The organism is Colwellia hornerae, from assembly GCF_007954355.1.
In the GTDB taxonomy this organism is placed as follows: domain Bacteria; phylum Pseudomonadota; class Gammaproteobacteria; order Enterobacterales; family Alteromonadaceae; genus Colwellia_A; species Colwellia_A hornerae.
Genome location: NZ_VOLR01000013.1, coordinates 91,001 through 112,722 on the forward strand (window position 1 = coordinate 91,001; position 21,722 = coordinate 112,722).

Genomic DNA, 21,722 nt, shown 5'->3' on the forward strand with positions numbered 1-21,722 from the left:
TTGATATTACAAAAACGCAACGTTTATTTTAACTAATTTTAGCGGATAATTTATTTTAAAATAAAATTACCTGTTTATCGGCTGTTTTTGTTAGCTAAAATTTAATTTCTAATAAAAACAACATCTTGCTTTTTTTTGAGCAGGGCGAGCACTAATTGAACGATAATGCTGATATGACTGTTTGCTTTAGCGGAAATATGACAACTTGTCTAAACTTTATTCACCAGTCATGCCTAGGTATTAATAACGCTAAGTTCGTTAAGCAATATATTAGCTAATAAACTGGGTTATTGTTTTTTTATTATACTTTGGCTGGTGAAATACTCTTTCAAAAAGTTAAGTAATAAGCGTAGCTTTTTAGAATTGGCCGTACCTGGCGGGAAAACCCCAAAGACATTAATATCGCTAAAGGTATAATCATCTAGCACTGTTTCTAAGGTACCTGCTTTTATTTTTGGCCAAGCATCGTAAATAGGAATACGGCCCAGACCATGTCCTGCCTCAACAAAGGCGGTACGTGCAGCCGCGTTATTGGTACTAATACTACCTTTTGTGGTGACACTGAACGATCGACTGCCCTTAGTCAGGGTTAACACCCCTGAGGTTAATTTATAGATAACCCATTGGTGATCGCTTAAATCAGCCGGTTTAGTCGGGCGACCAAATTGCAGAAAATATTCAGGTGCGCCACACAGGCATGTTTGTAAGGTCGCCAGTTTAGTGGCTTGTAAACCAGAGTCAGGTAAGGGGGCACCGCGAATCGCTAAATCGATACCCTCTTTCATGATATTAACCACCTCGTCAGTTAACATGACATCGAGTGCTATTTTGGGGTAGATCTTTTTAAATTCGTTGAGCGCGGGCACAACCGTCTGTAAGCCAACATTTACCGGGCAGGTTATTTTCAGTAAGCCAATAGGTTCATTTTTGAAATTTTCAATTTGCTGATTAGCGGCACTGGCTTGCTCAGCAATAATTCGACAGCGTTCATAATAGGCTTGACCGGCTTCGGTAAGATTAATAGCACGTGTTGAACGATTAAGTAACTTTACTTCGAGCTGCGCTTCAAGCTTCTTCAAATGGTAGCTTACTACTGCTCTAGAGAGCCCTAAATGTTTAGCGGCTGCACTTAAGCTACCTTGTTCAATGACTTGAGCGAAAACAACCATACTTTTGAGTTGTTCAAATGAGATATCCATAACAGCACCTATTGAGGTAATAACCCGCTAATAATTTACTTTGTTAATCATTGTATCAATTATTGATACAATGATGTCAGTTTTATCTGCATTGTTCATGTTCTTTCTTAGGCATATACTAGCACCATAGAATAAACAAACACCTAAACTCACTTATATAACCAAATGGATGAATGATAATGACTAAACAAATATTAATGGTACTTACTTCACATGATGAGCTTGGTAACACCGGCCAAAAGACCGGTTTTTGGGTTGAAGAATTTGCCGCCCCTTATTATGCCTTTATCGATGCGGGTGTCGAAGTTACTTTAGCAACACCTAAAGGTGGACAAGCACCAATAGACCCAACCAGCACACTTGAAGACTTTCAAACAGCTGCGACAGACCGTTACGATGCAGACAGCGAAGCACAAGCTAAAATCGCTAATACACTAATATTAGCTACTGTTAATGAAGCTGATTTTGATGCAGTATTTTATCCTGGTGGTCACGGCCCATTATGGGACCTTACCGACAATACTGACTCAATTACCTTAATTGAAAACTTTCTAAACGCCGGAAAAGCTGTTGCAACAGTTTGTCATGCGAGTGCGGCTTTGTTAAATGTTAAACAACCATCTGGTGAATTTGCTGTTAAAGGCAAAGCCGTAACCGGTTTTACTAACAGTGAAGAAGAAGCTGTGCAATTAACAGAAGTTGTGCCATTTTTAGTAGAAGATGAACTGATCAAACGTGGTGGCGAATACCAAAAGGCTCAAGATTGGCATGCATTTGCAGTCCAAGATGGTCTTATTATTACTGGTCAAAACCCTGCTAGTTCGGCATTAGCCGCTGAAAAATTATTAACTCACCTTTCAGCATAGGTACTTAGAACAGACAATTCGATTAGCTAACCTGTTTAGCTAATCGATTTAACGCTTTACCTTTAAGGACATATAAATGTTAAATTTTAATTTTCAAAACCCAACTAAAATTAATTTTGGCCCGGGAGAAATTCAAACCATTTCAAAAGAAATACCAGTAGATGCAAGAGTACTGGTTGTTTACGGTGGTGGTTCAATCAAAGGTAATGGTGTTTATCAGCAAGTTATTGATGCGCTTAAAGAACATACTTACTTTGAATTTTCGGGCATTGAACCCAATCCAACTTACGACACTTTAATGAAAGCGCAAACGATCATTAAAGCTGAAAAGATTGATTATTTACTTGCCGTTGGTGGTGGCTCTGTTGTCGATGGCGCGAAATTTATTGCCGCAGCGGCATTATTTGAAGGTGATGACCCTTGGGATATTCTTGCTAAACAGCAAGCGTTCACTCAAGCATTACCGATTGGCGCGGTATTAACCTTGCCGGCCACAGGCTCAGAAAGTAATGGTAATTCTGTGGTAACACGAGACGGTAATAAACTGCCGTTTTCTAGCCCTTTAGTGCGTCCATTATTTGCGGTGTTAGACCCAAGTGTGACCTTCTCATTATCAGACCGTCAAATTGGTAATGGTGTTGTTGATGCTTTTATTCATACCATTGAACAGTATTTAACTTACAGCGTTAATGGCAAAGTACAAGACAGGTTCAGTGAAGGTTTATTACAAACTTTAATTGAAGAAGGACCCAAAGCCTTAGCCCCAGCAACTAAAGATGACTTAGATGTTAGAGCAAATATTATGTGGTCGGCGACTATGGCACTAAACGGCCTTATTGGCGCTGGTGTACCACAAGATTGGTCAACACATATGATAGGCCATGAATTAACAGGTGCCTTTGGTATTGACCACGCTCGCACCTTATCGATTGTTTTACCTGCCGTGATGAAAGTACGTCGTGAGCAAAAACGTGAAAAACTACTGCAATATGCAACACGTGTTTGGCAGATAACTGAAGGTGATGATAATGCTCGTATCGACCAAGCTATTCGTCTAACAGAAGAGTTTTTTCAAACAATGCAGGTACCAACGCGCTTATCTCACGTTGATCTTGGTAGTGCTGATATTGATTCCCTTGTCGCACGATTAGAGCAACATGGCATGACAGCACTGGGCGAAAACAGTGATATTACTTTAGCAATAAGCCGTGAAATATTAACGCAAGCATTGTAATATAAATAGAGCTAATCGCGTGTTAAAAGTTAACACGCGATGACTCTTATTGATAAAGGCAACGTTAATCGCCTAGCGCTTTATCGCTTGGTAACAACCTAGCCGTAGTTAGGGCTGCAAACGGTAATTTTTTTGAAAAAGACCACTACCTGATGAAAGATAAAACCTCTAATGGTGTTTCAGCGTGATAGTCAGCTTGCCAGCTTTTACAATCTTCACCGGCTAATATATAGCCCCACTTTGCGACAACAGTGCTTGCCTTGGCACTATTGCCGGCTGCAATATCACGTAAAGCGTCTCCGACATACAAACACTGCTCACTTGGAATTGATATTTCTTCACAAGCTTTGAGGATAGGCTCTGGGTGTGGTTTTCGGTTGGCGAAAGTATCACCACCAACCAGTGATAAACATTTTTCGAACTCAGCATAATGAGGTAATAATTGTCGTGTTAAACCTTCTGGTTTATTCGTTACAATGCCCCAAGGAATATTCTGTTCATCCAAGGTCAAGAGCAATTGAGCTACGCCAGGATAAAGACAGGTATGTACCGCAATATTTTCTTGGTAATAAGCGAGAAACTCTGCGCGTAACTGTTCGTAATCATACGCTTTTAAAGTATCGGCAAAACCCAGCGTTAATAGCCCTAATGCTCCATCAGATGCTATTGGACGGTAAGTTTCACGCGCCACTTCCGCTAAGTTATATTTTCGTAAAACGTAGTTAAGTGCTGCACCTAAATCATTGGCGGTATCTAATAAGGTGCCGTCAAGATCAAATAAGACCCCTGAAATTTTATTATTTATCAATGTACTGACCTTATTTAAATTTTTTGACAACAAAGAATATAATTCACATCAAGTGAAGAGATAAGTTTATGATTCTCTGTTAATGGATTGTAATGAATACCAGCGGCGTCAATGCATTTGAGATCAAATGATTCAGCCCAGCCAATTAAGGTCGACGGGCGAATAAAGCTGTTATGGTCGTGTGTACCATCTGGGACTATTTTAAGGACTTTTTCGGCGGCCACAATAGCCAATAAATATGACTTTATCGATTTGTTTAAAGTTGAAAAGAAAACATAACCACCGGGTTTTACCAGTTGAGCGCAAGCTTCTATAATTGAAGCGGGGTCGGGGACATGTTCAAGCATTTCCATACAAGTGACTAGGTCAAATGTTTCGGGTTGTAGGCTAGCTTTGTCTTCGGCGGGAATTTTTTGATAATCAACCGTTAAACCACTCTCCAACGCATGCAATCTCGCTACATTCAATGGCTCTTCGCCAAGATCAATGCCGGTAACATCGCCGCCAAGTTTGGCTAAACTCTCCGCTAAAATACCGCCACCACAACCGACATCAATAATTTTTTTACCAAAAATGTCGCCGACATGCTGACAAATAAACTGTCGGCGAATAGGGTTTATTTGATGTAATGGTTTGAAATCACCATCAAGGTCCCACCACTGGCTGGCAACTTTTTCAAATTTCGCGATTTCTTCTTCATTTACGTTAACAGCTTTAGCCTTGTTCGTTGTCGACATTACATTTTCATTATTTTAATCAATTATTGTCAGTAATTCTAAACTAAAGTAAATGCTTCGCCTAGTACTGAACGTTGAGTTTGTTATCCTAGTCAAAAGCGGTTAAGTTATATGCTGTTACAAATAACCCTACATTGAAAAAAACAGGGCATATTCAGATTTTTTTCAATAACTATTACCTGACTCATTGCTGATTTTATCAGCTAACCCCCCCCCTTGATTTACCAATTTCTCACTGAAGTTAAGCAAAGTAAATAAAATTTATTATCGTACGTTATTGTTTTATAAGCCATTCGCGCTTTTATTTTTGTCTTTTATATTTAACATTTAAATAACATCCTTGTAATATATAAAACCTTAATGTTATGGTTATTGCTGCTTCGATAATGATGAATAACTCTCATTTGAAATTCCCCCAGCAAAATAATAATAATTATAATTAACTTAATAGGTAGGAATATAGATGTCGAATAAGATAACAAAAAAATCATTAATATTGACCACTGCTAGCATATTGTCGGTATCAATATCGACAGCACTTTACGCTGCACAACCGCTTGGCATGCAAAACGCAGATAATGTATTATCTGAAGTGGCGAGTTCACCTTTACCCAAACGCTTTATTATCAAATACAAGCAAACAGCTAGTAACCAAGCAACCAGTAATCAAGCCGCGAGTAATCAAGCAGTCAGTGATCAAGCCGTCAGTTTCATCGGTAGCCAAAACGCTTTCGTTCGTCTTGCCGCTGTTAAGCAAAAATTAAAAAAATTGGGTGTTAAAGTTAAAGCCGAATTCCCAGATATCAATATGATCAGTGCTGAGCTTTCTTCATCAGAGGCGATGAATTTAGCGATGGATGACAATGTTGAATATGTAGAAGAAGATCTACCACGTCGCTTTATGGCACAAACGGTTCCTTATGGTATTGGCATGGTTCAAGCCGATCAAGTCGATGATATGATTGCTTCAGCGAACGCTGGTGGTAAAAAAATATGTATCATTGATTCAGGTTTAGACCTTCCACATGAAGATATGGGAGCACAAGGTGGCACAATAACGGGAACAAACAATAGTGGTACTGGCAACTGGTTCGATCAAGGTGGTCCACATGGTACTCACGTAGCTGGAACGATTGCCGCGCTTAATAATGGTATTGGCGTTCGTGGTGTTATTGGTACTGATCCTAACCTGCACATCATAAAAGTATTTAATGCAGCTGGCTGGGGATATTCCTCAACACTCGTCAGTGCTATTAACGATTGTGTCAGTAACGGTGCAGATGTTATTAACATGAGTTTAGGTGGTACGGGTTCAAGTACCAGCGAACAAAATGGTATTCAAGCGGCCTACGATGCAGGCGTTTTACTTATAGCTGCTGCCGGTAATGATGGTGTTGCTAGTGCAACGACCGATGTCGAAAGCTTTCCGGCTTCTTACGATGCAGTGATGTCAGTTGCAGCAGTTGACAGTAATAAAGCCTTAGCTGATTTTTCACAAAAAAATAGTCAGGTAGAAATATCTGGCCCTGGTGTTGATGTTTATTCTACTTACCCTGAAGGTTTAGGTTCAGTGGTTGAAGTATCTGTCGCTAATGTGGCTTATACCGCTAATGCGATGGAAAACCAAGGTCAAGCAACGGGTGCTCTCTATGACTTTGCTACGGGCGAATCCATAGATACAGGCGCCGCGGGTAGTGTTTGTTTAATTCAACGTGGCAATATTTCGTTTTACGATAAAGTTAAAGCTTGTCAAGACAGCGGAGGCGTAGGCGCAATTCTTTATAACAATGCACCGGGAAGCTTTGGCGGCACGTTAGGTGACGCAAACGCAACTTCTATCCCAAGTGTTACTGTATCTGATACAGATGGCGCCGCGATGAAAAATAATACTGGCTTAAGCGCCAGTATAAATATTGGCGCGGGTAATTACGGTAAAATGAGCGGTACTTCAATGGCATCTCCTCATGTTGCTGGTGTTGCTGCCTTGGTGTGGAGTCATCACCCGAGCTGTACTAACGTTGAAATTCGTAACGTATTAAATAGCAGTGCACAAGATCTAGGTGCGGCAGGTCGCGATGTTAAATTTGGTTACGGTTTAGCTCAAACTAAAGATGCGATTGATTACATTACCACTAATGGTTGTGATGGCTCTGGTGGTGACACTGGCGGCGGTGGCGGTACAACACCTGATACTGTCCTTGAAAATGGTCAGGTTAAAACTGAGCTAACAGCTGCAACGGGTAATGATTTAGTCTTTACTATGGAAGTACCTGCTGGCGCAACAGAGATTAATTTTACTATGACAGGTGGTAGCGGTGATGCCGATTTATATGTGAAGTTTGGCGCTGAGCCAACCGACAGTGTTTACGATTGTCGTCCTTATAAATCAGGTAATGTTGAATCATGTGCAAGTACGCAAGAAGGCGGCACTTACTACGTGAGAGTTAAAGCCTATAGTGATTTTTCCGGTGTTAGTTTAACAGGTAGTTATACTGAACCTTCTACGGGTGGTGGCATAACGGTTAATCCGATTGATACCACAGTGGATAACGTTAGTGTTGCCAGAAGATCATGGAAGCGTTATACCCTTGACTTAGCCGATGGTTATGCGGATTTAACGGTAACACTTTCTGGCGGTTCTGGTGATGCAGATTTATATGTAACCCAGGGTAAACAGTCAACAACGTCTGCTTATGATTGTCGTCCTTATAAAAATGGCAACAATGAAACGTGTAACTTTACCGACCCAGCTACAGGCGTATGGTATGTTGACATCTATGGCTACTCAGCAGCTTCAGGCGTAACCTTAAATCTACAAGCTACGCCCAAATAACCTAAAGAAAGGGGCAACCCGTTCACTTTATGTTGATAAATAAAACCCTGCTTCGGCAGGGTTTTTGTTATTGGCTACTGAATACATAGAACAATATAGCGACTTGACGTAAAATACGATGCAATTGCATCTTGATGTTGAGCAGCTATAGCGATAAATTATTGCTTAACAAGTACGATGAGATAAATTCTAAGAGGTCATGATGAAATCTGTAGTAGAACAACTATCCACTTATAAAAGTGTCCATTTAAATAGAAAAAATATTAATAGCCACTTTATCGGTGTGCCAATGATTATTTGGTCTATTGCCTTATTGCTGGCCAGTGTGTCCTTTGAAATAGATGCGTTATTTATTAATAATTACTTGGGCGTTGAACAAGTCAACTTTACTTTAGCGGCTATATTGTCGGTTACTGTACTGTTTTATTACTTATTGTTATCAGTGCCGCTGGCACTATTCGCGTTTATTTTGTTCGGGCCGTTAATGTGGAGTGTTCATGAAGTTGTTAACATGGAACACCATATTATAATCGCCATCAGTGTTTTCGTTATTGGTTGGATTATCCAATTTATTGGTCACTATTATGAAAAAGCCAAACCCGCTTTTCTCGATGATATTAATCAATTATTCATTGGGCCATTATTTGTTATCGCTGAAATTTACTTTTTACTCGGTCTTGGTAAAATTTTGGATAAATCCATTACCGAAAAAGCCGTTGCAAAGCGCCGTGTTTTTGAACAACAAAAAGCGCAATAATATCTGTGCAGTTAAAATGGTGAACAATAAATAACCACTTGGCTATTTATGACCTTTCTACACTACCATTTTAACTACTTCTTAGATGATAAAGCGGTATGGCATCTCATTAAAACTATGCTAGTATGCTGTGTTAATTAATAATTATAATTTCGAAAAAACTTTCAAAATTCTTGCTAAGTTAAGGGATACCATCGACTTATGACCGATTTGTCAAACAATGTTGTACCCGTCAATATTGAAGATGAGCTAAAAAATTCTTATCTAGATTACGCCATGAGCGTAATTGTAGGTCGTGCATTACCAGATGTACGAGACGGCTTAAAACCTGTTCATCGTCGCGTATTATTCGCGATGAATGTACTCGGTAACGACTTCAATAAACCTTACAAAAAATCAGCACGTGTTGTTGGTGATGTAATAGGTAAATACCACCCACATGGTGACACTGCTGTCTACGATACAATAGTACGTATGGCGCAACCATTTTCATTGCGCTACATGCTAGTAGATGGCCAAGGTAACTTTGGTTCAGTGGACGGTGATTCTGCAGCAGCAATGCGTTATACCGAAATCAGAATGTCAAAAATAGCACATTCTATTTTGGCCGATCTTGATAAAGAAACGGTAGATTTTGTACCTAACTATGACGGTACTGAACATATACCCGTTGTTATGCCAACGCGTATTCCTAATTTATTAGTGAATGGTACATCAGGTATCGCGGTGGGTATGGCAACCAATATACCACCTCACAATTTAACAGAAGTGATAAACGGTTGTTTAGCACTGATTGAAAATAGTGATTTGACCTTCGAAGAAATTTTGGAACATATACCGGGTCCTGATTTTCCGACAGCCGGCATTATCAGTGGCCGTGCCGGTATTGAAGAAGCTTACCGTACGGGTCGTGGCAAAATTAAAATTCGCGCCCGTGCTGATATCGAAGTGCATGAAACAACCGGTAAAGAAACCATTGTTGTTCATGAACTGCCTTATCAAGTGAACAAAGCGCGTCTTATTGAAAAAATGGCCGAGCTGGTAAAAGAAAAACGCCTTGAAGGTATCTCCGCACTACGCGATGAGTCTGATAAAGACGGTATGCGTATGGTTATTGAAATCAAACGCGGTGAAGTGGGTGAAGTTGTTTTAAATAACTTGTACAAACTTACCCAAATGCAGGTTTCTTTTGGTTTGAATATGGTGGCGCTAACAAACGGTCAACCTAAGTTATTCAATATCAAAGAAATGCTTGAAGAGTTTATTCTTCATCGCCGTGAAGTCGTCACTCGTCGTACTATCTTTGAATTACGTAAAGCGCGTGAACGCGCGCATTTACTTGAAGGTTTATCGATTGCTTTAGCGAATATTGACCCGATTATCGAGTTAATTAAAAACTCACCAACGCCAAGCGAAGCAAAAGATAAATTGCTGGCCCGTGGTTGGGACTTGGGTAATGTTGCTGAAATGCTCAGTGCTGCTGGTGATGATGCGGCACGTCCTGAATGGGTTGAAGAAGGCTTCGGCATCCAAGACGGTCAATACTTTTTAACCATGCAACAAGCACAAGCGATATTAGATCTTCGTTTGCACAAATTGACTGGCTTAGAACACGAAAAAATCTTATCTGAATACAAAGCATTACTCGATATTATTGCTGAGTTATTACATATTTTAGGTTCGCCTGAACGTTTAATGGAAATTATTCGTGAAGAATTAGAAACTATCCGTGATGATTTTGGTGATGAACGTCGTACTGAAATTACCAATGCTTCGCATGATTTATCGATGGAAGACTTGATCACAGAAGAAGATGTTGTGGTTACGTTATCGCATGAAGGTTATGTTAAATATCAAGTGTTAAGCGACTATCAAGCACAGCGTCGTGGCGGTAAAGGTAAAGCAGCAACTAAGATGAAAGAAGAAGATTTCATCGAACGGTTATTAATTGCTAATACCCACGATACTATTTTGTGTTTTTCAGATCGCGGAAAACTCTACTGGTTGAAAGTATTCCAGTTACCATTAGCGAGTCGTACTGCGCGTGGTCGACCTATTGTTAATATTTTACCACTTGATACCGGTGAACGTATTACCGCAATCTTACCGGTTCGTGAATACGCAGAAGACAAGTTTATTATCATGGCTACGGCTTCAGGTACTGTCAAGAAAACAGCACTTACCGCTTATAAAAACCAACGTGCTAACGGTATTATTGCCCTTAACTTACGCGATGATGACACCTTAATTGGTGTTGCTATTACTGACGGTTACAATGATATTATGTTGTTCTCGGATGCGGGTAAAGTTGTTCGTTTTAACGAAAAACTTCGTGACAGTGAAACCGGTGCAATCAAGTTAGACGCTGAAACAGGTGAAGAACGTTGGGCATTAAAACCTATCGGCCGAACGGGTACTGGTGTTCGTGGTATTAAGTTAGAAGGTGATCAAAAAGTTGTATCACTGATTGTGCCAGTTAATGACGGGCCAATATTAACGATAACCGAAAATGGCTTTGGTAAACGTACTGCGTTAACTGAATACCCAGCGAAGAGTCGTGCAACTAAAGGCGTTGTTTCTATCAAAGTCAGTGACCGAAATGGCCCAGTAGTTGGCGCTGTACAGGTTGAAGATTTAGATGAAATAATGATTATCACTGACAACGGTACTCTAGTTCGTACCCGTGTTAATGAAGTCAGTGTTATTGGCCGTAATACTCAAGGTGTTCGTATTATTAGAACCGTTGAAGGTGAACATGTTGTAGCATTGCAACGCATTGATGAAATAGCTGAAGAGGATATTCCTGAAGGTGAAGAGGGCGCTGCTGAACAGTTAACCGATGCATCAGCAGAAATAGAAGGAACAACAGCTGATAGTACTTCAACCGAGGTACCGCCAGAAGATGACAGTGATGAAGAACAACTCATTGACAGTGATAACGAATAGTTACCGCTAGTAAACTAAGTTTAAAGGGCGGCTAATCACCGCCCTTTTTATGTTCAGGAAGAACGGTATGTCACGTTCACATGGCTGTGAAAGAGTGACGATGTTCAGGAAGAACGTTATTAAGCAAACACATAAGTCTATTTCCATTTGATGAGCGTTCTTATTTTACTAAAGAGAATGCTGACCAAATTGATGTTACCAATAAAAATAATTAAAACAGTTTGACCAAGTGCATCGACAAACGTATTTAAAACTTTATAGAAGGTGTTGTGTTATATGTCTCAAGTATTTAACTTTTGTGCCGGTCCTGCGATGTTACCTGTCGAGGTAATGAAAAAAGCACAAGCTGAATTTGTTAACTGGCAAGATACGGGTAGTTCAGTGATGGAATTAAGCCATCGCAGTAAAGAATTTTTGGTAGTAGCGGCAAAAGCCGAAGCTGATTTACGCGATTTAATGGCAATACCAGAAAATTACAGTGTTTTGTTTTGCCATGGCGGCGGCCGTGGTCAATTTTCTGCTGTACCACTTAACTTTTTACCTGCGGGTAAATCAGCTGATTATATTATTTCTGGCTCTTGGTCGAAATTAGCAGCAATAGAAGCTGAACACTATGGTCAAGTTAACGCTATTGATGTTACAGATAAAGTTAACGGTCAAATACAGGTATTACCTAGTGAAGAATGGCGCTTGAACCCAAATGCTGCTTTTGTTCATTATTGTCCTAATGAAACAGTCGATGGTATTGAAATTTTTGATATCCCAGAAACTCATGGGGTACCGCTGGTTGCTGATATGTCATCGACTATTTTGTCTCGCGAAATAGATGTGGCAAAATTTGGACTTATTTATGCGGGAGCACAAAAGAATATTGGCCCATCGGGCCTAACCATCGTTATTGTTCGCAATGATTTATTAGGTAATGCTCAATTAACAACTCCAGCAATTATGAATTATCAGGTTTTAGCTAAGAGTGATTCAATGTATAATACGCCACCAACTTATGCGTGGTACTTAGCCGGCTTAGTGTTTGAATGGTTAAAAGAGCGCGGCGGTGTTAAAGAAATCTCAAAGATAAACAAACAAAAAGCTGAACTTTTATATGGTTATATTGATGAAAGCGCGTTTTATAAAAATCATATAGAAGCAAAGTATCGTAGTCTAATGAATGTGCCCTTTTGGTTAACCGATGATAGCTTCAATGATGAGTTTTTAAAACAAGCTGAGGCACAAGGTCTAATGGCTTTGCAGGGTCATCGCATGGTCGGTGGTATGCGTGCTAGCATTTATAATGCGATGCCGTTAGCGGGTATAACGGCATTAGTTGCTTTTATGAAAGAATTTTCCGCTAAAAACAGCAAGTCATAACAGGTAAAGCAATCACTTTATGTTTGTTTCATCGCTTGTTTATAGTGCGACAATCAACATGAATAATTATATTTAGTAATAGTGATTGGAAATTACCATAAAACAATATTAATTTAATGGAAAAAAAATGTCTCAAGTAAATAAAACATTAACTATCACCACAGGCCTTGCCGGAAAAGTATCCGGAGATATCATTGTACCGGGTGACAAGTCATGTTCGCATCGCTCTATTATGTTTGGCTCTTTAGCCGAGGGCACCACGCATGTTTCTGGTTTTTTACCGGGAGATGATTGTTTAGCGACAATGAATGCGTTTAAAGCGATGGGCATAAAAATAGAAGGTCCTGACGAGCAACAAAATGTTGTTATACATGGTAAAGGTTTGCGTGGTTTAACTGCGCCTCAAGAAGCTTTAAATATTGGTAATTCAGGGACAACTATCCGATTAATGTCGGGATTACTCGCCGGACAAAATTTTGCTTGGCAAATGGCTGGTGACAGTTCTTTAAATAAACGTCCTATGGCACGTGTTGTCGAGCCATTAAAATTAATGGGGGCAAATATCTCCGCGGCCGAAAACGGTACACCACCAGTTATTTCACAAGGTATTGATGAAGGTCAAACCTTAACCGCGATTCATTACGACTTACCAATGGCCAGTGCACAAGTGAAGTCTTGTGTGTTACTTGCCGGCATTTATGCCGACGGCGTTACCTCGGTAACCGAACCCGGTATTACACGCGATCACACTGAACGCATGTTGACCGCTTTTGGTTATCCGGTGAAGGTTGAAGATACCTCAAAGGGTAAAAAGGTTTCTATTGAAGGCGGCCATCAATTAACGGCTTGCGATATTCAAGTACCGGGCGATATTTCATCAGCAACATTTTTTATGGTTGCGGGTTTGATTGCTAAAGAAGGTCAGCTGACTATTCGTAATGTCGGTATGAACCCGACGCGTATTGGCGCTATTAATATTTTACAGCAGATGAATGGCGATTTAAGCATCATCAACGAACGCATGGCGGGTGGAGAGCCCGTTGCCGATGTTGTGGTTAAGTCATCACCATTGAAAGGTATTGATATTAACGAACGCGATGTACCGCTTGCCATTGATGAGTTTCCAGCGATATTTATTGCTGCGGCTTGTGCTAAAGGAACAACACGTTTACGTGGCGCAGAAGAATTAAGAGTGAAAGAAAGCGATCGTATTCAAGCAATGGCTGATGGCTTAAAAGAATTAGATATTAATTGTACCGTTTTTGACGACGGTATAGATATTGTTGGTGGGCAATTAACATCAGGGACTATTCATAGTCATGATGACCACCGTATTGCCATGTCTTTTGCGATTAGTTCATTAAGAGCTACTGGCGAAATTCAAATTTTAGAGTGTGACAACGTAGCGACTTCGTTCCCTAATTTTGTCACCTTAGCAAACCAAGTGGGACTAACACTCAATCAAAGCTAAATTAGGTTTCTGACTTAATTTAACTGGCTTTAGTGTAGATAAAAATATGATTGAACAAATACCGGTAATAACTATAGATGGACCTAGTGGAGCAGGTAAGGGCACAGCCGCACGTTTAGTTGCAGAGCAACTTGGCTGGCACTTACTTGACAGCGGAGCTATTTATCGTGTGCTTGCAGTGGCAACACTGCATCATCATTTAACTATCGAAGATGAAGAATCCTTGATCCCCATTGCTGCTCATTTAGACGTGCAATTTGAAATAACCAGTCAAGGTGAAGGAAAAGTTATTTTAGAAGGCGAAGATGTTAGTAATAGCATACGCACCGAAGAAGTTGGTGCTATTGCTTCTAAAATAGCCGCTTTCCCTCGAGTGCGTGAAGCGCTTTTACGTCGCCAACGTGCTTTTAAAGTCGCTCCAGGGCTTGTCGCTGATGGCAGAGACATGGGCACAATCGTTTTTAGCAACGCGCCGGTTAAAGTATTTTTAACCGCTTCTGCAGAAGAACGTGCACAACGTCGATTTAATCAGTTGAAAGAGAAAGGTTTTGATGTTAAAATCGGGCGCCTTTTGGATGACATACGTCAGCGAGATGAGCGAGATCAGACCCGTACGGTCGCTCCACTTATCCCAGCAGAAGGTGCGTTAATTGTTGATTCTACTGACCTTTCTATTGATGAAGTGGTTGCTAAAATTTTAACGTTTGCCAATGGCAAATTAGCGTAAACGAAGCTATATAGCTTCAAAAATCAACCTATAGCCTACTGTATGGATGCACTGGGCACTATTTAATAACCCCATGAAACATTGATGTTGACTGGATTAATAACTGAGTTTATATGCAAGTTATGACTGAAAATTTCGCACAACTATTTGAAGAAAGTTTAAAAGAAATCGAAACACGCCCTGGTTCAATTATCAAAGGTACGATTGTCGCTATTACTAAAGACAATGTTATCGTTGATGCTGGCCTTAAATCTGAAAGTGTTATTGACATCAACCAGTTTAAAAACAACGCTGGTGAAGTTGATGTAAGCGTTGGCGATGAAGTTGACGTATCTCTTAAAGCTACAGATGACGGTTTTGGTGAAACTATTCTTTCACGTGATGACGCTAAACGTCATGAAGCGTGGCAAGTGCTTGAAAAAGCATATGAAGAAAAAGAAACTGTTATCGGTGTTATCAACGGTAAAGTTAAAGGTGGTTTCACGGTTGAAGTTAGCGATATTCGTGCTTTCTTACCGGGTTCATTAGTAGATGTTCGCCCAATTCGCGATACAACTCACCTTGAAGGCAAAGAATTAGAATTTAAAGTTATTAAGCTTGATCAAAAGCGTAATAACGTTGTTGTTTCTCGTCGTGCCGTTATCGAATCTGAAAGCAGCGTAGAACGTGATGCATTGTTAGAGTCATTAGCAGAAGGCCTAGAAGTTAAAGGTATCGTTAAGAACCTTACTGACTACGGCGCATTCGTAGACTTAGGCGGCATTGACGGCTTACTACACATTACAGATATGGCTTGGAAGCGTGTTAAGCACCCAAGTGAAATCGTAAATGTTGGTGACGAAATACAAGTTAAAGTATTGAAATTTGACCGTGAGCGCACTCGTGTATCTCTAGGCATGAAGCAGTTAGGTGAAGATCCATGGGTAGCAATTGCTAAGCGTTACCCTGAAGGCGCTAAACTTACTGGTCGTGTAACTAACTTAACTGACTACGGTTGTTTTGTTGAAATCCAAGAAGGCGTTGAAGGTTTAGTTCACGTTTCTGAAATGGATTGGACTAACAAAAACATCCACCCATCTAAAGTTGTTAACTTAGGTGACACGGTTGAAGTTATGGTATTAGAAATTGACGAAGAACGTCGTCGTATTTCTTTAGGCCTTAAACAGTGTATTGCTAACCCTTGGGAAGAGTTCGCTAAGAACTTCAACAAAGGCGACAAAGTATCTGGTAAGATCAAGTCAATTACTGACTTTGGTATCTTTATTGGTCTTGACGGCGGCATTGATGGTCTTGTTCACTTATCTGATATTTCATGGGCTGGCGGCGAAGAAGCTGTTCGTGAATACAAGAAAGGTGATGAAATATCAGCTGTAGTATTACAAGTTGACCCTGAGCGCGAACGTATTTCTTTAGGTGTTAAGCAAACTGAAGATGATCCGTTTAATCAGTACCTTGCAGATACTAAGAAAGGTGCTATTGTTACAGGTAAGGTTATCGAAGTAGATGCTAAAGGCGCTAAAATTGAATTAGCCGAAGGCGTTGAAGGATACCTACGCGTATCTGATATTTCTAGTGAGCGTATCGAAGATGCGTCAACTGAATTATCTGTTGGTGATAGTGTTGAAACTAAGTTTATGGGTGTGGATCGTAAGAACCGTGCTATTAGCTTATCAATCAAAGCTAAAGACCAAGCAGAAGAACGTGAAGCTATGGATAACCTAAACCAAGTTGAAGAAACTGGTTTAAGTGCAATGGCTGCAGCGTTTAAAAACGCTAAAAACTAATTTAGACACTTGAAGGTGAGAAGTGTTTGAAATATAACACTTCTCTTCGTTTAAAATCCATTGGCGAGAAGGTACTATTAACTTCAAACTAGTGAACACAGGAGGTCAAATGACCAAATCTGAACTTATTGAAAGATTAGCCGATAAATTAAGTCATTTATCAGCGAGAGATGTTGAACAATCTATTAAAGAAATCTTAGAAATGATGGCACAAACCTTATCAAAAGGTGAGCGTATTGAAATTCGTGGTTTTGGTAGTTTTTCATTACATTTTCGTGCTCCTCGTGTTGGACGTAACCCTAAAACTGGCGAATCCGTTGAGTTGGCAGGTAAATACGTTCCTCATTTTAAACCTGGAAAAGAGTTACGTGAAAGAGTAAATCTTTCAATAGCGTAATTGATAAATTATCAATAAAACGGCATGCTATAATGGTATGCCGTTTTTTTTAACTTAATTTTCATCATAGGTAACTTATTTTGCGTATTTATATTACAGCGTTTTTACTTTTTAGCTTATTAGTCATCGCTTTTATTTTTGGTAGTCAAAATGAGCAGACCTTAACGTTGAATTATCTCATCGCCCGAACCGAATTATCAGTTGCCGCGGCGGTAAGTTTATTTACCACTTTAGGCTTTCTACTCGGCTTACTCTTCTGCCTATTATGGAAGTTTGTTCGAATGATAAAACCTAAAAAGTCATCCTCTAAAGAATCAGTGTAAATTATATGTTAGAACTATTGTTCTTATTACTCCCTGTTGCAATGGGCTATGGCTGGTTCATGGGCCGTAATAGTGTTAAGCAAAATGATCATTCAGCTAAACAAGCTTTATCGATAAAATATTCAACAGGTTTAAACTACCTGTTATCAAATCAACAAGATAAAGCTATCGACTATTTACTCGAAGCGCTTAAAGTTGAAGACGATACCGTAGAAGCACATTTTGCCATGGCCAATTTATTTCGTCGCCGTGGTGAGCTCGACCGCGCTTTAAAAGTGCATGAGCACTTAGTCAGACAAAAACATTTACCGGCCAAAGACAAGCAACAAGCCGCTTATGAGCTAGGTAAAGATTTTTTCAGTGCCGGCTTATACGATCGCGCTGAAACCATGTTTGAAAAACTCCTTAAATCAAAACACTATGGCTTAAAATCCCTTGATTATTTAATGCGAATTTACCAGTCTACTAAAGATTGGTCGAAAGGCATCAGTCATAAAAAGGCCATTGTTAAAACTAAAGATAAAAAACTTCTTCATAACTTAGCTAATTTTTATTGTGAATTAGCGACAACAGCCTTGGCAGAAGATAACTTTATTGAAGTCATCGAGTTATTAGAGTTGGCATTAATTTATGATGCTAATTCTTGTCGTGCTAATTGGTTATTAGCTCAAATTTATGAAAAGCATCAGCAGTACAATGAAGCTTGCCGATGCTATCAAGATATCTATCAGCAAGATAAAGAATTCTTCCCTGACGTTATTGATGAAATGCAAAATTGTTATCATCAGTTAGATGCTGACGATGAGTACTTTAAATTTATTAGAAAAGTTTACGATGAAACCGGTGGTTCGAGCGCGCTAATAAAATATTTAAGTCATCTTGAAGCTAAATATGGCAACGAAAAAGCGAAAGAGTTTATTCTACTTGCCTTGAAAAAGCGTCCGACCATTAAAGGATTTAAGCATTTTATTAAGATGCAAATGGTTAACTCTACTGAGCATGACAACACCGAAAATTTAGATATGATCAAAGAGTTGATTGGCGCTTATTTAAATTTAAAACCAAGGTACAGTTGTCGAACCTGTGGCTTTAATAGCAGTAAGCATTATTGGGCGTGTCCTTCATGCCATGATTGGGAACAATTGAAACCAGTGCGTGGCCTAGAAGGCGAATAATATCCAACTTCTTTGTTCTAAATTTCAATAGCTGTAGCTAAAGTACTCACTGACTAGACTCGCAGCGTGCTTTTTCTTTGCTTTAGAATCATAGAACGTCGAATGAGAATATTATCAAAGAATTAAGAATTAAGAATTGAGGATTGAGGATTTAGCATGAATGATGCAAAAGTAGTTGTTGCCCTAGATTTTGATAAAAAAGCAGATGCACTTGCATTTGTTGACAAGATTCAACCAAAGGATTGTCGCTTAAAAGTGGGCAAAGAGATGTTTACTCATTTTGGGCCTGAATTTGTTAAAGAGTTAACCCGTCGTGGTTTTGATGTTTTTTTAGATTTAAAGTTTCATGATATTCCCAATACCGTAGCAAAAGCGGTAAGCGCTGCTGCAGAAATGGGGGTATGGATGGTTAATGTCCATGCGAGTGGGGGGCGTGAGATGATGGTTAAGGCTAAACAAGCATTAGAAAAGTATGGAGATAAAGCCCCGTTACTTATTGCCGTTACTGTTTTAACCAGTATGAGTGAAGACGATTTACTGGGCTTAGGTATTACTCGAACGCCTGCCGAGCAGGTGATGTTACTAGCAAGGTTAACCAAAGAAGCTGGCCTCGATGGTGTTGTTTGTTCAGCACAGGAAGCGCAAAGCCTGAAAAAATCCTTAGGTAAAGACTTTAAACTTATCACGCCAGGTATTAGACCCGTGGGTGCTGCCAGTGATGATCAAAAACGCATCATGACACCAGAGCAGGCCATAGCTGTTGGCGTCGATTATTTAGTGATTGGCAGACCTATTACTCAAGCTGAAAACCCGCAGCAAGTTTTGCAATCGATTAATTTATCGCTTAATTAACGTCAATCAAAATAATATTAATAAGCGCTGTAAATTGACAATGTTAAGATTTTATCCTAAACCTATTAACGTCCCATTAATAATAAATTAACAATTTGTTGTTTGATGAGACGTAATGGAATTTACAATAAAAGGATATAATCATGATTAAGTTTTCAAAAATTTTACTTGTTTGCCTAACCTTTACTTTTGCTTCATTAAGCTTTGCTGAAAGTGCGGGTGGTAATGATCCCAATGCCAATGTTAACCAAGTTGACGAGCGTATTGACATAAACCATGCTGATATTAAGACCTTATCTTTATTAAAAGGCATAGGCATGAAAAAAGCTGCAGCCATTGTCAAATATCGAAATGAAAATGGTAAGTTTATCTCGGTCGAAGACTTGTTGAATGTTACAGGTATTGGTGAGCAAATTTTGGCATTAAATAAATCAAAATTGACGATATAGTTATCATTTAAGAACACAAAAAAGGCTAGATAACCAAGTTATCTAGCCTTTTCAATTTTACTTACGGGTAAAAATTATGATTATTGCTGTGTGGCTAATTTTTTTCTTGTGCAGAACAAACATCATTATGCTGACATATAATAGCCCAAACATTTTTATAACCTAAACGGATTAATTGTTCAGCAGCAAGACTTGCACGACCACCGGTTGCACAATGAAGATATATGCGCTGGTTTTCATCCGAAGTGCAGTTAGCAATATTCATCTCTAAAACACCACGTGGAATATTAACTGAGTTCACCACTGGGCTTGATGCGACTTCTTGTGCTTCACGCACATCAATAAATAAGCTTTTTTCTGTTTGTGCAAATAGATAAGCAGCTTGAGCCGATGTAGTTTGAATATTTTTTCTAATTTCAGCTATCAGTGTTGGTATCGTTTTTAACATTTAAATAGGCCTTAATATTTAATGACTAAAAAGTGTCATTATTATTTTTCTGTTAATAATTATATTAGATTGTTCTAATGTAGGTGTCAATAATGTAACATTTAAATGTCAGTCGGGGGTGTCATAAATTTTAGACATAAAAAAAGAGCCGAAGCTCTTTTAGATAAGAATGTAAAAAAATTAAATTTTTGGAATTCTTATTTTCTTTTCTGGTGACTGACGGTAAATAATTAATGTTTTACCAATTACTTGAACTTTTATTGACGCTGTTTCACGGCAAATAGCTTCAACAATTAATGCTTTACTGTCACGATCATCAGTTGGGATTTTAATTTTGATTAATTCATGATGATTTAATGAATAATCAATTTCGGCAACTACTGCCTCTGTTAAGCCGTTGTTACCCAATAAAACCACTGGTTTCAATGGGTGTGCAAGACCTTTTAAATACTGTATTTGTTTTTTATTTAGGCTCATTAACAATTTTCGTTACAAGTTAGCTTGAATTAATACTATTTTACCTCCATCTACTCTGTAATACTAATAAAACGTTAAATCGTTTTGCATTATTAACAAATTAATTAAGTTAAATTAATGAGTAAAAAAAAATTAAGCAATAGTAGTACCCGTTGGATGCAAGAACACTTTGATGATGAGTATGTAAAAAAAGCTCAGAAACTGGGTGTTCGTTCTAGAGCATATTTTAAAATTGAAGAAATAAACGCTAAAGATAAGCTAATTAAAAAAGGCATGAAAGTAGTCGACTTAGGTGCTGCACCGGGAGGTTGGTCAGAGTATGGGGTTAAAGCTGTTGGAGCTAGTGGGCAAATTATTGCTTGTGACATCCTGGCAATGGACCCTATTGCTGGTGTTGACTTTTTACAAGGCGACTTTAGAGAAGAACCGGTACTTAATGCATTGCTAACCCGTATTGGCGGTAAAGATATTGATGTTGTTATGTCTGACATGGCCGCTAATTTTACCGGTAATGATGGTGCCGATGCCGCAAGAAGTATGTATCTTGTTGAGTTAGCATTAGACATGTGTAATCAGGTATTAAAGAAAAATGGCGCATTTGTTGTTAAAGTCTTCCAAGGGGCAGGATTTGAGCAGTTTATGCAAGACTTAAGAGGAGCATTCAAAACAGTAAAAAGCCGTAAACCAGATTCGTCACGTGCACGGTCACGCGAAGTATATTTGGTTGCTACCGGATTTAAATAGCTCCGAGCGTTAAATTATAGTAAATTACGACACATCAGCTTAAAGGTTTAGGTTGATTTCAGAACTAGCCGTTTATCTGTGCTAGTTGACGGTTAAGTAAAAGTTCATTCAAGTACAAGAGGTCATT

Annotated in this window: 20 protein-coding genes; 15 read left to right on the forward strand and 5 right to left on the reverse strand. The window is 39.1% G+C overall.

The window, feature by feature from the left end; all coding sequences use genetic code 11:
- Positions 1 to 287 precede the first annotated feature (287 nt).
- The gene (locus ESZ26_RS10825; RefSeq protein WP_146799639.1) at positions 288 to 1,199 is read right to left on the reverse strand and encodes a LysR family transcriptional regulator; all 912 of its coding nucleotides are present in this window, start codon (positions 1,197 to 1,199) and stop codon (positions 288 to 290) included.
- Between the two features lie 179 nt (positions 1,200 to 1,378).
- On the opposite strand from ESZ26_RS10825, the gene ESZ26_RS10830 reads away from it, so the two are divergent.
- Together ESZ26_RS10830 and ESZ26_RS10835 are read left to right on the forward strand one after the other, a co-directional pair.
- The gene (locus tag ESZ26_RS10830; protein ID WP_146799640.1) at positions 1,379 to 2,065 is read left to right on the forward strand and encodes a type 1 glutamine amidotransferase domain-containing protein; all 687 of its coding nucleotides are present in this window, start codon (positions 1,379 to 1,381) and stop codon (positions 2,063 to 2,065) included.
- A gap of 76 nt (positions 2,066 to 2,141) precedes the next feature.
- Entirely contained in the window at positions 2,142 to 3,299 is a 1,158-nt protein-coding gene (locus tag ESZ26_RS10835) for an iron-containing alcohol dehydrogenase (RefSeq protein WP_146799641.1), read from the forward strand.
- A gap of 145 nt (positions 3,300 to 3,444) precedes the next feature.
- On the opposite strand, the gene ESZ26_RS10840 is transcribed toward ESZ26_RS10835, so the two are convergent.
- Complete coding sequence (locus ESZ26_RS10840; RefSeq protein WP_223271617.1) at positions 3,445 to 4,107, reverse strand: HAD family hydrolase; 663 nt, start codon at positions 4,105 to 4,107, stop codon at positions 3,445 to 3,447.
- Between the two features lie 14 nt (positions 4,108 to 4,121).
- Positions 4,122 to 4,844: a bifunctional 2-polyprenyl-6-hydroxyphenol methylase/3-demethylubiquinol 3-O-methyltransferase UbiG gene (gene ubiG, locus ESZ26_RS10845; RefSeq protein WP_146799642.1), complete on the reverse strand. Its 723-nt coding sequence runs from the start codon at positions 4,842 to 4,844 to the stop codon at positions 4,122 to 4,124.
- A 463-nt stretch (positions 4,845 to 5,307) separates the two neighbouring features.
- Here ubiG and ESZ26_RS10850 point away from each other — a divergent pair, with 463 nt between their 5' ends.
- The 12 genes from ESZ26_RS10850 (at position 5,308) to ESZ26_RS10905 (ending at position 19,926) form a co-directional block, all read left to right on the forward strand.
- Complete coding sequence (locus ESZ26_RS10850; RefSeq protein WP_146799643.1) at positions 5,308 to 7,677, forward strand: S8 family serine peptidase; 2,370 nt, start codon at positions 5,308 to 5,310, stop codon at positions 7,675 to 7,677.
- 202 nt (positions 7,678 to 7,879) lie between these two features.
- Positions 7,880 to 8,434 (forward strand): Mpo1 family 2-hydroxy fatty acid dioxygenase, encoded by a 555-nt coding sequence (locus ESZ26_RS10855; protein ID WP_146799644.1) that lies wholly within the window; start codon positions 7,880 to 7,882, stop codon positions 8,432 to 8,434.
- A 201-nt stretch (positions 8,435 to 8,635) separates the two neighbouring features.
- The gene (gyrA, locus tag ESZ26_RS10860; protein WP_146799645.1) at positions 8,636 to 11,380 is read left to right on the forward strand and encodes a DNA topoisomerase (ATP-hydrolyzing) subunit A; all 2,745 of its coding nucleotides are present in this window, start codon (positions 8,636 to 8,638) and stop codon (positions 11,378 to 11,380) included.
- Between the two features lie 276 nt (positions 11,381 to 11,656).
- Positions 11,657 to 12,748 (forward strand): 3-phosphoserine/phosphohydroxythreonine transaminase, encoded by a 1,092-nt coding sequence (serC, locus tag ESZ26_RS10865; RefSeq protein WP_146799646.1) that lies wholly within the window; start codon positions 11,657 to 11,659, stop codon positions 12,746 to 12,748.
- A 127-nt stretch (positions 12,749 to 12,875) separates the two neighbouring features.
- Complete coding sequence (gene aroA / locus ESZ26_RS10870) at positions 12,876 to 14,219, forward strand: 3-phosphoshikimate 1-carboxyvinyltransferase (RefSeq protein ID WP_146799647.1); 1,344 nt, start codon at positions 12,876 to 12,878, stop codon at positions 14,217 to 14,219.
- 46 nt (positions 14,220 to 14,265) lie between these two features.
- Complete coding sequence (gene cmk / locus ESZ26_RS10875) at positions 14,266 to 14,946, forward strand: (d)CMP kinase (protein WP_146799648.1); 681 nt, start codon at positions 14,266 to 14,268, stop codon at positions 14,944 to 14,946.
- 122 nt (positions 14,947 to 15,068) lie between these two features.
- A complete protein-coding gene (gene rpsA, locus ESZ26_RS10880; protein ID WP_070376968.1) occupies positions 15,069 to 16,730 on the forward strand; it encodes a 30S ribosomal protein S1 in 1,662 nt (553 codons plus the stop codon).
- A 109-nt stretch (positions 16,731 to 16,839) separates the two neighbouring features.
- Positions 16,840 to 17,127 carry an integration host factor subunit beta gene (ihfB, locus tag ESZ26_RS10885; protein ID WP_070373831.1) on the forward strand — a complete coding sequence of 96 codons (288 nt, stop codon included), beginning with the start codon at positions 16,840 to 16,842 and terminating at the stop codon, positions 17,125 to 17,127.
- Between the two features lie 80 nt (positions 17,128 to 17,207).
- Positions 17,208 to 17,450: a lipopolysaccharide assembly protein LapA domain-containing protein gene (locus ESZ26_RS10890; protein WP_146799649.1), complete on the forward strand. Its 243-nt coding sequence runs from the start codon at positions 17,208 to 17,210 to the stop codon at positions 17,448 to 17,450.
- Between the two features lie 5 nt (positions 17,451 to 17,455).
- Positions 17,456 to 18,625, forward strand: coding sequence for a lipopolysaccharide assembly protein LapB (lapB, locus tag ESZ26_RS10895; RefSeq protein ID WP_146799650.1), 1,170 nt, complete (start codon positions 17,456 to 17,458; stop codon positions 18,623 to 18,625).
- A 156-nt stretch (positions 18,626 to 18,781) separates the two neighbouring features.
- Positions 18,782 to 19,477: an orotidine-5'-phosphate decarboxylase gene (pyrF, locus tag ESZ26_RS10900; RefSeq protein ID WP_146799651.1), complete on the forward strand. Its 696-nt coding sequence runs from the start codon at positions 18,782 to 18,784 to the stop codon at positions 19,475 to 19,477.
- 143 nt (positions 19,478 to 19,620) lie between these two features.
- Complete coding sequence (locus ESZ26_RS10905) at positions 19,621 to 19,926, forward strand: ComEA family DNA-binding protein (RefSeq protein ID WP_146799652.1); 306 nt, start codon at positions 19,621 to 19,623, stop codon at positions 19,924 to 19,926.
- Between the two features lie 94 nt (positions 19,927 to 20,020).
- Here ESZ26_RS10905 and ESZ26_RS10910 read toward each other — a convergent pair whose 3' ends face one another.
- Together ESZ26_RS10910 and yhbY are read right to left on the reverse strand one after the other, a co-directional pair.
- Positions 20,021 to 20,374: a rhodanese-like domain-containing protein gene (locus ESZ26_RS10910; protein ID WP_146799653.1), complete on the reverse strand. Its 354-nt coding sequence runs from the start codon at positions 20,372 to 20,374 to the stop codon at positions 20,021 to 20,023.
- A 180-nt stretch (positions 20,375 to 20,554) separates the two neighbouring features.
- Positions 20,555 to 20,851, reverse strand: coding sequence for a ribosome assembly RNA-binding protein YhbY (gene yhbY / locus ESZ26_RS10915; protein WP_070373826.1), 297 nt, complete (start codon positions 20,849 to 20,851; stop codon positions 20,555 to 20,557).
- Between the two features lie 117 nt (positions 20,852 to 20,968).
- Here yhbY and rlmE point away from each other — a divergent pair, with 117 nt between their 5' ends.
- Complete coding sequence (gene rlmE, locus ESZ26_RS10920; protein ID WP_146799654.1) at positions 20,969 to 21,595, forward strand: 23S rRNA (uridine(2552)-2'-O)-methyltransferase RlmE; 627 nt, start codon at positions 20,969 to 20,971, stop codon at positions 21,593 to 21,595.
- Positions 21,596 to 21,722 lie beyond the last annotated feature (127 nt).

Coding starts and splice junctions, on each gene's coding strand:
- ESZ26_RS10825 (WP_146799639.1), bottom strand. CDS start 1,199: ATGGATATCTCATTTGAACAACTCAAAAGTATGGTTGTTTTCGCTCAA.
- ESZ26_RS10830 (WP_146799640.1), top strand. CDS start 1,379: ATGACTAAACAAATATTAATGGTACTTACTTCACATGATGAGCTTGGT.
- ESZ26_RS10835 (WP_146799641.1), top strand. CDS start 2,142: ATGTTAAATTTTAATTTTCAAAACCCAACTAAAATTAATTTTGGCCCG.
- ubiG (WP_146799642.1), bottom strand. CDS start 4,844: ATGTCGACAACGAACAAGGCTAAAGCTGTTAACGTAAATGAAGAAGAA.
- ESZ26_RS10850 (WP_146799643.1), top strand. CDS start 5,308: ATGTCGAATAAGATAACAAAAAAATCATTAATATTGACCACTGCTAGC.
- ESZ26_RS10855 (WP_146799644.1), top strand. CDS start 7,880: ATGAAATCTGTAGTAGAACAACTATCCACTTATAAAAGTGTCCATTTA.
- gyrA (WP_146799645.1), top strand. CDS start 8,636: ATGACCGATTTGTCAAACAATGTTGTACCCGTCAATATTGAAGATGAG.
- serC (WP_146799646.1), top strand. CDS start 11,657: ATGTCTCAAGTATTTAACTTTTGTGCCGGTCCTGCGATGTTACCTGTC.
- aroA (WP_146799647.1), top strand. CDS start 12,876: ATGTCTCAAGTAAATAAAACATTAACTATCACCACAGGCCTTGCCGGA.
- cmk (WP_146799648.1), top strand. CDS start 14,266: ATGATTGAACAAATACCGGTAATAACTATAGATGGACCTAGTGGAGCA.
- rpsA (WP_070376968.1), top strand. CDS start 15,069: ATGACTGAAAATTTCGCACAACTATTTGAAGAAAGTTTAAAAGAAATC.
- ihfB (WP_070373831.1), top strand. CDS start 16,840: ATGACCAAATCTGAACTTATTGAAAGATTAGCCGATAAATTAAGTCAT.
- lapB (WP_146799650.1), top strand. CDS start 17,456: ATGTTAGAACTATTGTTCTTATTACTCCCTGTTGCAATGGGCTATGGC.
- pyrF (WP_146799651.1), top strand. CDS start 18,782: ATGAATGATGCAAAAGTAGTTGTTGCCCTAGATTTTGATAAAAAAGCA.
- ESZ26_RS10905 (WP_146799652.1), top strand. CDS start 19,621: ATGATTAAGTTTTCAAAAATTTTACTTGTTTGCCTAACCTTTACTTTT.
- ESZ26_RS10910 (WP_146799653.1), bottom strand. CDS start 20,374: ATGTTAAAAACGATACCAACACTGATAGCTGAAATTAGAAAAAATATT.
- yhbY (WP_070373826.1), bottom strand. CDS start 20,851: ATGAGCCTAAATAAAAAACAAATACAGTATTTAAAAGGTCTTGCACAC.
- rlmE (WP_146799654.1), top strand. CDS start 20,969: ATGAGTAAAAAAAAATTAAGCAATAGTAGTACCCGTTGGATGCAAGAA.